Annotated in this window: 13 protein-coding genes; 9 read left to right on the top strand and 4 right to left on the bottom strand. The window is 72.1% G+C overall.

The window, feature by feature from the left end; all coding sequences use genetic code 11:
* Both JGS39_RS28685 and JGS39_RS28690 read right to left on the bottom strand, forming a co-directional pair.
* The coding region (locus JGS39_RS28685; RefSeq protein WP_372456175.1) for a sacsin N-terminal ATP-binding-like domain-containing protein at positions 1 to 925 on the bottom strand (925 nt) is incomplete at its 3' end.
* Between the two features lie 478 nt (positions 926 to 1,403).
* On the bottom strand, positions 1,404 to 2,339 hold the full coding sequence (locus JGS39_RS28690) for a DUF3027 domain-containing protein (RefSeq protein WP_219572507.1): 936 nt from the start codon (positions 2,337 to 2,339) through the stop codon (positions 1,404 to 1,406).
* A gap of 420 nt (positions 2,340 to 2,759) precedes the next feature.
* On the opposite strand from JGS39_RS28690, the gene JGS39_RS28695 reads away from it, so the two are divergent.
* Genes JGS39_RS28695 through JGS39_RS28710 form a run of 4 tightly spaced genes read left to right on the top strand, consistent with a single transcriptional unit; the run spans position 2,760 to position 6,272 of the window.
* Positions 2,760 to 4,196 carry an MFS transporter gene (locus tag JGS39_RS28695; RefSeq protein WP_219572508.1) on the top strand — a complete coding sequence of 479 codons (1,437 nt, stop codon included), beginning with the start codon at positions 2,760 to 2,762 and terminating at the stop codon, positions 4,194 to 4,196.
* 27 nt (positions 4,197 to 4,223) lie between these two features.
* Complete coding sequence (locus JGS39_RS28700) at positions 4,224 to 4,703, top strand: DUF2771 domain-containing protein (protein WP_148019345.1); 480 nt, start codon at positions 4,224 to 4,226, stop codon at positions 4,701 to 4,703.
* 29 nt (positions 4,704 to 4,732) lie between these two features.
* Complete coding sequence (locus JGS39_RS28705) at positions 4,733 to 5,434, top strand: futalosine hydrolase (protein WP_219572509.1); 702 nt, start codon at positions 4,733 to 4,735, stop codon at positions 5,432 to 5,434.
* Positions 5,415 to 6,272, top strand: a complete 858-nt coding sequence (locus tag JGS39_RS28710) for a 1,4-dihydroxy-6-naphtoate synthase (RefSeq protein WP_219572510.1) — start codon at positions 5,415 to 5,417, stop codon at positions 6,270 to 6,272. The genes JGS39_RS28705 and JGS39_RS28710 overlap by 20 nt, the downstream gene beginning before the upstream one ends.
* Before the next feature lie 4 nt (positions 6,273 to 6,276).
* Here JGS39_RS28710 and JGS39_RS41720 read toward each other — a convergent pair whose 3' ends face one another.
* On the bottom strand, positions 6,277 to 6,660 hold the full coding sequence (locus tag JGS39_RS41720; RefSeq protein ID WP_136328972.1) for a cold-shock protein: 384 nt from the start codon (positions 6,658 to 6,660) through the stop codon (positions 6,277 to 6,279).
* 200 nt (positions 6,661 to 6,860) lie between these two features.
* Between JGS39_RS41720 and JGS39_RS28720 the strand changes: the two genes are divergently transcribed.
* Entirely contained in the window at positions 6,861 to 7,085 is a 225-nt protein-coding gene (locus JGS39_RS28720; protein WP_219572511.1) for a hypothetical protein, read from the top strand.
* Between the two features lie 51 nt (positions 7,086 to 7,136).
* Here the strand turns inward: JGS39_RS28720 and JGS39_RS28725 are convergent, their stop codons facing one another.
* Positions 7,137 to 7,751, bottom strand: a complete 615-nt coding sequence (locus tag JGS39_RS28725; protein ID WP_372456176.1) for an HAD family hydrolase — start codon at positions 7,749 to 7,751, stop codon at positions 7,137 to 7,139.
* A 132-nt stretch (positions 7,752 to 7,883) separates the two neighbouring features.
* Between JGS39_RS28725 and JGS39_RS28730 the strand changes: the two genes are divergently transcribed.
* Genes JGS39_RS28730 through JGS39_RS28745 form a run of 4 tightly spaced genes read left to right on the top strand, consistent with a single transcriptional unit; the run spans position 7,884 to position 11,810 of the window.
* Positions 7,884 to 8,894, top strand: a complete 1,011-nt coding sequence (locus JGS39_RS28730) for a FecCD family ABC transporter permease (protein WP_219572513.1) — start codon at positions 7,884 to 7,886, stop codon at positions 8,892 to 8,894.
* Positions 8,891 to 9,961: a FecCD family ABC transporter permease gene (locus tag JGS39_RS28735; protein ID WP_219572514.1), complete on the top strand. Its 1,071-nt coding sequence runs from the start codon at positions 8,891 to 8,893 to the stop codon at positions 9,959 to 9,961. Before JGS39_RS28730 ends, JGS39_RS28735 begins: the two co-directional genes overlap by 4 nt.
* The gene (locus JGS39_RS28740) at positions 9,958 to 10,803 is read left to right on the top strand and encodes an ABC transporter ATP-binding protein (RefSeq protein ID WP_219572515.1); all 846 of its coding nucleotides are present in this window, start codon (positions 9,958 to 9,960) and stop codon (positions 10,801 to 10,803) included. The genes JGS39_RS28735 and JGS39_RS28740 overlap by 4 nt, the downstream gene beginning before the upstream one ends.
* Before the next feature lie 29 nt (positions 10,804 to 10,832).
* Entirely contained in the window at positions 10,833 to 11,810 is a 978-nt protein-coding gene (locus JGS39_RS28745; protein WP_219572516.1) for an ABC transporter substrate-binding protein, read from the top strand.
* Positions 11,811 to 11,939: the final 129 nt, after the last annotated feature.

Below are 11,939 nucleotides of genomic sequence, written 5' to 3' on the forward strand. Positions count from 1 at the left end.
CGACGGTGGCGGTACGGGGGTGGACCGGGGCGCCCTCGGCGTCCACGGGGACGGCCCAGGTCACCGACCAGTGCGGACGCAGCCGTTCCTCCAGCGGACGGTCGGCGAGCAGGGCGGGCTCGACGGGGCCCCGGTGGGTGACGGTCCGCCAGCGGTTCGTGCCGTGCCCGGAGTCCTCGACGTGCGTGTACGGGCCGTGCTGCGAACGGCGCAACGTCCGTACGGAGTCCGGGGTTTCGACGACGACCTCGTCCAGGCCGGGCAGGGTCAGGAGCAGGGCGTCGTCGATCGCGCCGAGCAGCCGGCCGACCAGGTCCTCGGCGACGCCGTCGCGCAGCGGCAGGACGACGACGGTGTCCTCGCCGTCGTGAGCGACGAGCCGGCCGTCGTCGGCCGGCACGGAGGCGTGCGCTGGTCCCTCGCCGAGGCCCGCGACCTCGCCCGCGAGGCGGCCGTCGGCAGCCCCGGCCTCGGCGAGGGACCAGCGCACGCCTCCGTGCCGGCCGACGACGGCCGGCTCGTCGCTCACGGCGAGGACGGCGGCGAACCCGACGCCGAACCTGCCGACGGCCCCGTCGTGGCCCTCGCGCTTGGCGGAGGCCCGCAGGGTGGACAGCGACTCCACGCCGGTGGCGTCCAGGGGTGCGCCGGTGTTCGCGGCGGCGAGGACCGCGGGGGCGGTCGCGGTCGCCGGGTGCAGGGTCAGCCGGAGCCGGCCGGGTACGTGGGCGCGGGCCGCGGCGTCGGCGGCGTTCTGGGCCAGTTCGACGACGAGGCGGTCGCGGTAGCCGCCGAGCGCGAGGTCCTCCTCGGCGTTGGCGTCCTCACGGAAGCGGGCGGGGCCTGCGCCCCAGGCGTCGAGCACGCCGCGTCGCAGCCGCGCGGTTCCGAATGGGTCGGCCCCCTCGGTCGCCATGATGCTCACGCTGTGACTCCCTCTTCCGGCTCTTCCGCTGGCGCATGCCCGTCTCGCCAAGTGTGCGCCCGAAGCTACCGGGTCCGGACCGGTCCACGCGTTGTCCTCAAGCGCCGGACGGGCTGGGGGTACCTCTGGACGGCCCGAAATCACCGGTACCGCTCCCCACTCCCCAGATTCCGTCCTCAAACGCCGGACGGGCTGGATCCACCGGGCCGAGCCCGATCAAGCCCGTCCACCCGCACGAACCAGCCCGTCGTCCAGCCGCACAAACAAGCCCGTCCGGCGCTTGAGGACAAAGCCGTACGCCGAAGCAACCCGCACGAACCAGCCCGTCGTCCAGCCGCACAAACAAGCCCGTCCGGCGCTTGAGGACAAAGCCGTACGCCGGAGCAACCCGCACGAAACCAGCCCGTCCGGCGTTTGAGGACGGACCCGGCACGACGGAGCAACCGCGCTCCGCGGGAACCCGCCCCCGGGCCACCGCCTACGAGTGGCCGAGGTCCTCCGTCGGCGCATCCGTCTCCACCGGCACGGAGCCGGAGTCCCTCGCCGGACGCAGCGGGTACTCGTCCACCTGCATCGTGTCCAGCGCGTGCGGCGCCGGCTTCGGCGGCTTCGGCATGACCGCGGCCTCCGAATGCCCGCCGCATCCGTACGACAGGGACACCACGTGCCCGTCCGCCGGACCGAACTCGTTCGCGCAGACCCCGAAGGCCTGCTTCAGCGAACCCGCGAGCGGCACCAGGAAGGCGCACGACACGCACGTCGCCGGGGCCGCCTGCGCCATCGGCGTCTTCGCGCCGAACCCCTCGTCCCAGCGGTCGGCCGCCGCATGGAGCCCGTACCGGGACAGCACCCGCGCACGCCGCATGCCCAGCTCGTCCGCGACCGCCGCGATCGAGCCGCGGCGCGGCGGCTCCGGGCGCGTGGTCAGTTCCGCGTCCTCGGACTCGACGAGATCGGCCAGCTCGCCCGAGACCGCGGCGACCGCGGAGTTCGGCGGGACCTCGTCCTCACCGGTGTAGCCCGGCTCCAGGCGCAGGTCGTCCGCCTCGGTGGGCAGCAGGTCGCCCGGCCCCATGTCGCCCGGCCGCAGCCGCTCGCTCCACGGCACCCACTCCGGCGCGAGCAGCGCGTCGGTGCCCGGCAGCAGTACCGTCTCGTCGAGCGTGACGTTCTTCGCGCGGGAGGCCCTGGCGACCGTCACCGCCCAGCGCCAGCCCCGGTAGGCCGGGTCCTTGCACTCGAAGTAGTGCGTGACCACGCGGTCCCCCTCGGGGACCACGGCCACATGCTCGCCCACCACTCCCGGCGCGGCCGCTTCCTCGGCCGCCGCGCGGGCGAGGTCTACGGCCTCGGCGCACAGACGGTCGGGAACGGGGGTACGGGCCGTACGGCTTCTCGTCGTCGCAGCACTCACAGGTCTCGCTTCTCTCCTACGCCAGTCTCACGAGCGCGCCAGCACATCCATCGATTTCGGCCATACGGTTGCGGGCGGAGCGGACCTGGGGGCCGCGTCGACGTCCACACCCGTTTGTGCCTGCCTCGGGCGCACCTTCTGCGATCCATTCTGCGGGATCGCCGAGAGGCGCGCGGCCAAGAACAACCGCCGGTGGCGCGCTACGCACGCTACCCTCTCCGCCGCTCCCCGCCCACCTGCCCGTCCCAAACGACGTCGTATCCGACGCCGTGTCCCCGGTGAAGAACGCTCTCCGGTCCTCCTGATCCGGCCCTCCGCACCCCCTGCGACCTGGCCGATCACTGACCCGACGGGGCGGTACACATCGCGCCCCGCGCCGATCTCGGTTCGTGACGCCGGGGACTGGGGCACTATGACCAAGTGGCTTCTGCCAGGTCGCACGACGAATCCGGCCCGCTCCGCAGGACGGGCCGGTCGATCGGTCATGCCCTCCACACCCCGTTCACCGGAACCGCCCGCGGTATCCGGAAGGCGACCCACGCCCACGGGGCCGGTGAGTCGGGCCTCGGCAAGCTGATCGAGCTGCACGCGGTGAACGGCGCGGGCGACGTGATGATCACCGTCGCGCTCGCGTCGACCGTGTTCTTCTCCGTACCGACGGACCAGGCCCGCGGCCGGGTCGCGCTGTACCTCGCCGTCACCATGGCGCCGTTCATCCTCCTCGCCCCCGTCATCGGCCCGCTCCTGGACCGCCTGCCGCACGGCCGCCGTGCCGCCATGGCGGGCTCCATGCTGGCCCGGGCCGTCCTGGCGCTCACCATGTCGGGCGCGGTCGCCACCGGCGGCCTGGAGCTGTATCCGGCCGCTCTGGGCGTACTGGTGTGCTCGAAGGCGTACGGAGTGGTGCGCAGCGCCGTCGTACCCCGTCTGCTGCCACCCCGTTTCTCGCTCGTGAAGGCGAACTCGCGGGTCACCCTCGCCGGTCTCCTGGCGACCGGCGTGGCCGCGCCCATCGGGGCGGGGCTCCAGACCATCGGGCCGCCGTGGCCGCTGTACGGGGCGTGCGCGATCTTCGTCGGCGGGGCCGTCCTCGCCTTCACGCTGCCGCACAAGGTGGACTCGGCGAAGGGGGAGCGGAAGGCGCAGCTGGTGCCGCCGCACGGCGAGGGTGCCGTCCGGCCCGAACCGCTCCGGAAGAACGACACGCCCAGGAGCGGGAAGAAGCCGGCCCGGGGCAAGGAGAAGAACGGCGAGAAGCGGCCCGGGCTGCGCTCCGTCGGCCCGTCCGTGCTGCACGGGCTCCAGGCCAACGCCTCCCACCGGGCTCTCTCAGGCTTCCTGATCTTCTTCCTGGCGTTCCTGCTGCGCGAGCACCCGCTGGCCGGTCAGAGCGCCGCGATCTCGCTCGGCATCGTCGGTGTGGCCGCCGGGGTGGGCAACGCGCTGGGTACCGCGGTCGGCTCCTGGCTCAGGGCGCGCGGTCCGGAGATCATCGTCGCCTCGGTGCTGGGCCTGGCGCTGGGCGTCGCCGTGCTGGCCGCCGTCTTCTTCAGCACGGTCATGGTCGCCGCACTCGCGGCCATGGCGGGCTTCACCCAGGCGCTGTCGAAGCTGTCGCTGGACGCGATGATCCAGCGCGACGTGCCGGAGGAGGTGCGGACGTCCGCGTTCGCCCGCTCCGAGACGTTGCTCCAGATGGCCTGGGTGGCCGGCGGGGCCGTCGGGATCGCCCTCCCCCTCAACGGAGTACTGGGCATGTCGGTCGCCGCGGGCATCCTCGCGCTCGGTGCCGCCACGTCCGTACGGGGTCTGCTGGGCGCCGCGCGGCGCGGCTCGCCGCACCCCCGCGTGGCGTGAGCCGGAGCGACCGATAGCCTTCGGCCCATGACCGTTGCGTTCTTCTCCGGTAAGGGCCGTCGAATCGGCGTCGCTCTTGGTGCCGTGTCCGCGGGACTCCTTGTCCTCTCCGCCTGCGACAAGCCGACGCCGCTCGCCACCGTGACGGTCGGCGACAACTCGGTGAGTGCCGAGGCGTCCTGCTACAACGACGGCAAGGCCCTCAAGGAGTCCGATATCCAGGGCTGCCTCAACAAGAAGGCGGAGAAGACCGTCAAGGCCGCGATGGACGACAAGGTCCGCTTCGGCGTCGACCCCGAGGTCGCGGACAACGGCTGGACCCTCTTCATCAACGGCCAGCAGGCCGAGCAGGAGCCGTACAAGAAGACCTACCGGTCCATCCCGGGCAGCGCCTTCTTCTCCAGCCAGACCGGCGAGACCACGAAGTCCACCCAGATCAGCATCGTGGAGACCGACGGCAAGAAGCTGACCGGCATCTGGCACTTCAAGCTCGAGAAGTCCGACTGACCCCCTCCTGACCCCGGAGGGTTTCCCCCGTGCGTGTGCTCGTCGTGACCGCTGTCCCGGTGGAACGGGACGCGGTCACGCGTGCGTCCGGGCCCGGCGACGTGTCCGTCCATACGGTTCCGGGCGCCGAGATCCATCGCGCGGGCCCCTACGACGTCCTCGCGGGCGGCGCGGGACCGGCAGCGGCGGCGGCCTCCGCCGCGTTCGCCCTGGCCTCGGACCGCTACGACCTGGTGATCTCGGCCGGTATCGGCGGCGGGTTCGCCGGTGCGGCCCCGGTCGGTTCCCTCGTCGTGGCCGGCCGCATCGGCGCGGCGGACCTGGGCGCCGAGACCCCGGCGGGCTTCGTGCCCGTCACCGAACTGGGCTTCGGCCGGGTCTGGCACTTCCCGCCCCGCTCACTGGTGAAGGCGGCGGTCGCGGCGACCCGTGCCGTGACCGGTGACGTCCTCACCGTCTCCACGGTGACCGGCAGCGCCCGACGCGCCGCCGCGCTCCGCACCGCACACCCCGGCGCCGTGGCCGAGGCCATGGAGGGCTTCGGGGTCGCGGAGGCGGCCGCCCTGGCCGGTGTCCCCGTCCTGGAGATCAGAGCCGTCTCCAACGCCGTCGGCCCGCGCGACCGCGACGCCTGGCGCATCGGCGAGGCGCTGGCCGCGCTCACCGAGGCGTTCGGGAAGCTCACCCCCGTACTGGAAGGCTGGATCCACCATGACCGAAACGACTCCTGACCCGCTGCGGATCGCCTTCTCGCCCTGCCCGAACGACACGTTCGTCTTCGACGCCTGGGCGCACGGCAGGGTGCCCGACGCGCCCGCGCTCGATGTCACGTTCGCGGACATCGACCTCACCAACGGCATGGCCGAGCGCGGCGAGCTGGACGTCCTCAAGGTGTCGTACGCGGTGCTTCCCTGGGTCCTCGACGAGTACGCGCTGCTGCCGTGCGGCGGGGCGCTGGGGCGGGGCTGCGGGCCGCTCGTCCTGACGAGGGAGGCGGGCACGGACCTGACGGGGAAGACCGTCGCCGTGCCGAGCGAGCGCTCCACCGCGTACCTGCTCTTCCGCCTCTGGGCGGCGGAGATCGTACCCGGCGGGGTCGGCGAGATCGTCGTCATGCCGTTCGACGAGATCATGCCGGCGGTGCGGGACGGCAAGGTCGACGCCGGTCTCGTCATCCACGAGGCGCGCTTCACGTACCAGAACTACGGTCTGCACAACCTGGCCGACATGGGCCGGCACTGGGAGGACACGACCGGGCTGCCGATCCCGCTCGGCGCGATCATCGCCAAGCGCTCCCTGGGCGCCGACACGCTGAAGCTGCTCGCCGACTCGGTGCGCACGTCGGTCCGGATGGCGTGGGACGACCCGGAGACCTCGCGCCCCTACGTCCTGGAGCACGCGCAGGAGATGGACCCGTCCGTCGCCGACCAGCACATCGGCCTGTACGTGAACGAGTTCACCGCCGACCTCGGCGAGGACGGCTACGCGGCGGTCCGGGGCCTGCTGACGCGCGCCGCGGCCGAGGGACTGGTGCCGCCCCTCGGCCCGGACGCGCTGTCGTTCGCCTGAGCGCCTATACGTCGAGCTGGTCCGCGACCGCCCGCAGCAGGCCGGCGATCTTGGCGCCGGACGCCTTGTCGGGGTAGCGGCCGCGCTCCAGCATCGGCGTGATGTTCTCCAGCACGGTCGTCAGATCCTGCACGATCGACGCCAGTTCGTCCGGCTTGCGCCGCTGGGCGGCCGCCACGGACGGCGTGGGGTCGAGGATCGCCACGGAAAGCGCCTGGTCACCACGTTGTCCGGCGACCACGCCGAACTCGACGCGCTGGCCGGGCTTGAGTGCGTCGACTCCGTCGGGAAGCACGGACGAGTGCACGAAGACGTCGCTGCCGTCGTCGCGGGAGAGGAAGCCGAAGCCCTTCTCACTGTTGAACCACTTGACCTTGCCAGTCGGCAAAGCACGCACCCCATCTCAACCCGTATGCCGGAACAAAGCCCTCAGCAGGTCAGGCTGTCCTGTGGTTGCGCTTCCCCTGCTGGCAGAAGCCTCCACAGGTGAAGTACCCCTCGTCAAGCCTGGTCATCCGGACTCTGTCCGGAAACGGCACCTGCCCCGCCCGGGAGTGGTCCACCGCCGCCGGGAACTACCCTGACGGGGTGAGTACTCCAACTTCCGGCGCAGGCGACCGGCTGGTCCGCGTAGGCGCGATCATCTTCCTCCTCGGCGCCCTGTCGACCCTCGCCACGATGGCCCCGCTCTTCCTCGGCACGGATCCGCTTCCGTCCGTCTTCTGGTCCCTCTGCATGCTGATGGGCGTCGGCTTCCTGATCGCCGCGGCCGGCGTGGTCCGTTCGGCGCGGGCGGGGTCGGCTCAGCGCTAGGGACCCGCGCCCGGCGCGGGGCCCCGTCCTGTCGCCGGACAGGTCCCCCGGCTACGCCGTGTACGTCTCCAGCCACGCCGGGAACTCCGTCAGCGACGTGAGGACGACGTCCGCGCCCGCCGCGCGCAGCTCCGCCTCGTCGCACGGGCCCGTCGTCACGCCCACCGAGACCGCGCTCGCCGCCTGCGCGCCGCGTACGTCGCCCGTGTGGTCGCCCACGTAGACGCCCGCTCCGTGCTCGCGCAGCGCCTCCGCCTTCGCCTCGGCCCACAGGCCTCCCACGATCACGTCGGGCTCGATGGCGAGGTGGGTGAGGTGGAGCTTCGCGTTGGGTTCGTACTTCGCGGTGACGACCATCGTCCGGCCGCCGAGTGCGCGTATCGCGTCGACCGACTCCCGTGCTCCGGGCATCGCGAGCGACGGGACGATCGCATAGGTGGGATATATCTCGCGGTAGCGCTCGGCGATCGCGGCCACGTCGGCGGCCGGGAACCAGTGCGCGATCTCCTGCTCCAGCGGCGGGCCGAGGCGGCTCACCACCAGATCGGTGTCGATGTACGCCCCCGTCTCGGCGGAAAGCGCCTGGAAGGCGGCCGCGATGCCCGGCCGGGAGTCGATGAGCGTCATGTCCAGGTCGAAGCCGACCGTCAGCGTGTGGGAAGCCATGCCGTCCATTGTGCCGAGCCGGTCCCGGCCCCGGTACACCGCCGGAAGGCACCGCACAGGCGACGCTTAGACTTAGCCAAGCCTTACTTTGCTTGGCTTTGTCTCGCTTGTCTCGCCTGTCTATGGGGTTCGATGCCAACCGCCGCACCACGCCGCTCCAGACGCGCTCTCGCGACGGCGGCGGCCGTTGTGGCGCTGCTGGTCGCGGTACTGCTCAGCCTCGCAGTCGGGGCGCGCTCCATACCCCCGTCGGAGGTGTTCGACGTCCTGCTCCACGGCGGGCACTCCGACGCCGCCGAGGTCATCCGGAACATGCGGGTGCCCCGCACCCTGATCGGTCTGATGGTCGGTGCCTCGCTCGCCCTCGCCGGCACGGTGCTCCAGGGCATCACCCGTAACCCCATCGCCGACCCCGGCATCCTCGGCATCAGCCAGGGCGCCTCGGTCGGCGTCGTGCTGGCCATCGCCTACGCGGGGATCCACACGCTCACCGGATACGTCTGGTTCGCCTTCGCGGGGGCGGCCATCGCGTCCGTCGCCGTGTACGCCATCGCCTCCAGCGGGCGCGGCGGCGCCACCCCCGTGAAGCTCGCGCTCGGCGGCGCGGCGATCAACGCCCTGCTGGTGTCCGTCACCATGGCCGTGCTGACCACGAAGGCGTCCGCGCTGGACGAGTTCCGGTTCTGGCAGGTCGGCTCGATCGCCGGCCGCGAGGCCGAGGTGGCCCAGCAGATCTGGCCGTTCCTGCTGCTGGGCACCGTGCTCGTGCTCTGCGTCGCCCGCGGCCTCGACGCGCTCGCGCTCGGCGAGGACATGGCGAAGGGCCTCGGGCAGAAGATCGCGACCGTACGCATCGTGGGCGGCATCGGTGCCACGGTGCTCACCGGCGCCGGGGTCGCCGCGGCCGGCCCGATCGCGTTCATCGGCCTCGCCGTCCCCCACATCGCCCGGGCGATCGTCGGCAGCGACCACCGCTGGGTGCTCCCGATGGCCGCCCTGATCGGACCCGTGATGCTGCTCGTCTCCGATGTCATCGGCCGGATCGTCTTCCCGCCGAGCGAGGTGCCCGCCGGGGTCATGACGGCCCTGATCGGGGTGCCGTTCCTGGTCACGCTGGTGCGCCGGAAGGCTGTGCCCGCATGAGCGCCACCACGGCCGCGGTGCGGCCCGCCGGATACAGCCTCGTGACGATCGGGGCACGCGGACGGTTCCTGCTGCACCGCCGGGCCACAGCCGTCGCCGCCTCGCTCGTCGTACTGCTGGCCGTCGTCTGCGTCGCGTACCTCTGCGTCGGCGAGAGCTTCGTCGCACCCTCCGAAGTCCTGAACGTGATCCTGGGGCGGCCCTCCGCCGACGAACTCGTCGTCGGCACGCTGCGGATGCCGCGCATGGTCGTCGGGCTCCTCGTCGGCCTCGCCTTCGGGATCGCCGGCGCGCTGATCCAGACCGTGGCCCGCAACCCCCTCGCCAGCCCCGACATCATCGGCATCAGCCAGGGCGCGAGCGCGCTCACGGTCGGCGCGATGACGTTCGGCATCACCTCGTACACCGTCCTGCCGTACCTGTCGGTGATCGGCGGGGTCGCGGCCGCGGCGCTCGTCTACGCCTTCGCATGGCGCGGCGGGCTGCACGCCACCCGCTTCGTCCTCATCGGCATCGGTTTCGCGATCGCGCTGCGCTCGGTCACCACCCTGTTCCTGACCAAGGGCGACTACCTCGTCGCCCAGCAGGCCCAGATCTGGATGACCGGCTCGCTCAACGGCCGCGGCTACGACGAGGCCGCGCCCATCGGCTGGACCCTCCTCATCCTGCTGCCCGCCGTCCTGTGGGCCGCCCGCGCCCAGCGGTCCGTGTCCATGGACGACGACACGGCGACCGCGCTCGGGGTCCGGCTCGGGCGGGTACGCCTGGGACTCGTCGCACTCGGCGTGATCCTGGCGTCCGTGGCCACGGGGACGGCCGGACCGGTCGACTTCGTCGCCCTGCTCGCCCCGCAGATCGCCCGCCGCATGACCCGCACCGCACAGAACCCGCTGCTCTGCTCGGCGCTGCTCGGCGCGGTGATCGTCGTCTTCGCGGACCTGCTGGCCCGCAGGCTCTTCTCCCCCACCGAACTTCCGGTGGGCGTCCTGACGGCGGCGGTCGGCGCCCCGTACCTGATCTGGCTGATCATCCGCGGTCACGGTGGCCGCTCGGGAGGCAACGCATGACCACGACCCGGCAGCAGGACACCGCGACCAGCCGTCTGACGGTGCGCGAACTGACCCTCGCGTACGAGGACCGCACCGTCGTCCACGAGCTGGACCTCGCCGTTCCCGACGGGAAGGTCACCGTCATCGTCGGGCCGAACGCCTGCGGCAAGTCGACGACGCTGCGCGCACTCGGCCGGCTCCTCAAGCCGCGCGGCGGGGCGGTGCTCCTGGACGGCACCGAGCTGTCGAAGATCCCCACGAAGAAGATCGCCCAGTCGATCGGGCTGCTCCCGCAGACCCCCGTGGCCCCCGAGGCGATCACCGTCTCCGACCTCGTCGCCCGCGGCCGCCAGCCCCACCAGCACTGGTGGCAGCAGTGGTCCCAGGAGGACGAACGGGCGGTGACCGAGGCCATGGAACGTACCGACATCACCGCGCTCGGCTCCCGTTCCGTGGACGAGCTCTCCGGCGGACAGCGCCAGCGCGTCTGGATCGCGATGGCCCTCGCCCAGGACACGGACCTGCTGCTGCTCGACGAGCCGACCACGTACCTCGACATCGCCCACCAGGTGGAGGTCCTCGACCTGGTGCGCCGGCTCGCCGCCCCGGCCGCCGACGGCACCCGCGGCCGGACCGTGGTGACGGTGCTGCACGACCTCAACCAGGCCGCCCGCTACGCCGACCACCTCGTCGCCATGAAGGCGGGCCGGATCGTCGCCGAGGGCCACCCGCAGGACGTCGTCACCGCGGAACTCGTACGCGAGGTCTTCGGCCTCGAAGCCGTGATCGTCCCGGACCCGGTGACGGGCTCCCCGCTCGTCGTCCCGGGCGCTCCCTGGCAGCCCACGCCTTCCTCCTGACACCGCACCCCACCCACGAAAGGCTGCCCATGCCCACCGCCCTCCGCCGCCGTGGAATCACGCTCGGAGCCCTCGCGCTGACCGGCGCGCTCGCGCTCACCGCCTGTGGTTCGTCCGACTCGGACTCCGACGGAGGCGACAGGACCGACGCCGCCGCGACCCACACCGTCAAGACGGCCATGGGCGACGTGTCGGTCCCCGTGACGCCCAAGCGCGTGGTGGTCCTGGACACCGGCGAGCTGGACAGCGCGCTCACCCTGGGCGTGCAGCCCGTCGGCGCGACGCACTCCGCCACGGAGGACGGCTTCCCCGCGTACCTGCCGGCGGAGAAGACGAAGAAGCTCACGGAGGTCGGCGAGATCGCCAACCCCAACATGGAGACCGTCGCCTCCCTGAAGCCGGACCTGATCCTCACCAGCAAGGTCCGTGACGGCGACCGCTACGAGCAGCTCAGCGCCATCGCCCCGACCGTGATGACGGAGTCCACCGGCACCGCCTGGAAGGAGAACTTCCAGGTCCACGCCGAGGCGCTCGGCAAGCAGGCCGAGGCGAAGAAGGTCGTCGCCGCGTACGACGCCCATGTCGCGGAGGTGACCGCGGCGATCGGCGGCAAGGAGAAGGCGGCGGCCACGGACGTCAACTTCGTCCGCTTCGTCGAAGGCGCCGACATCCGCATCTACGGCAAGCAGAACTACATCGGCTCGATCCTCGCCGACCTCGGCATGGGCCGGCCCGCCATCACGGACAAGGCCAAGGACGGCTTCTCCTACGACGTCTCCCCCGAGAAGATCGACCTCGCGGACGCGGACGTCGTCTTCACGTCCACGTACGGCGACCCGGACAAGGCGGGGACGACCAGGACGATGAAGAGCGGCCTGTGGAAGGGCCTGACCGCCTCGAAGAACGACAAGGTCTTCAAGGTCGACGACCGCCTGTGGATCGCCGGCATCGGCTACACGGCGGCGGACCGGATCCTCGACGAGTTCCGGACGAAGCTGTCCGGCTGACGCCGGGGGTCCTGGGCGTCGCGTTGCCCCGGTCCGGGGTGCGGGGTTCCGTCCTCAATCGCCGGACGGGCTTGATGTGGTGCGGGTTGCTCCGCGGGGTGCGGGGTGCGCCTCTGTCCGGTGGTGGGG

The organism is Streptomyces poriferorum (genome assembly GCF_019399235.1).
Classification (GTDB): domain Bacteria; phylum Actinomycetota; class Actinomycetes; order Streptomycetales; family Streptomycetaceae; genus Streptomyces; species Streptomyces poriferorum.

What these genes read in the sequence shown, in the direction of transcription:
- JGS39_RS28700 (WP_148019345.1), top strand. Translation starts at nt 4,224, where the DNA reads ATGACCGTTGCGTTCTTCTCCGGTAAGGGCCGTCGAATCGGCGTCGCT.
- JGS39_RS28710 (WP_219572510.1), top strand. Translation starts at nt 5,415, where the DNA reads ATGACCGAAACGACTCCTGACCCGCTGCGGATCGCCTTCTCGCCCTGC.
- JGS39_RS28725 (WP_372456176.1), bottom strand. Translation starts at nt 7,751, where the DNA reads ATGGCTTCCCACACGCTGACGGTCGGCTTCGACCTGGACATGACGCTC.
- JGS39_RS28730 (WP_219572513.1), top strand. Translation starts at nt 7,884, where the DNA reads ATGCCAACCGCCGCACCACGCCGCTCCAGACGCGCTCTCGCGACGGCG.
- JGS39_RS28735 (WP_219572514.1), top strand. Translation starts at nt 8,891, where the DNA reads ATGAGCGCCACCACGGCCGCGGTGCGGCCCGCCGGATACAGCCTCGTG.
- JGS39_RS28740 (WP_219572515.1), top strand. Translation starts at nt 9,958, where the DNA reads ATGACCACGACCCGGCAGCAGGACACCGCGACCAGCCGTCTGACGGTG.
- JGS39_RS28745 (WP_219572516.1), top strand. Translation starts at nt 10,833, where the DNA reads ATGCCCACCGCCCTCCGCCGCCGTGGAATCACGCTCGGAGCCCTCGCG.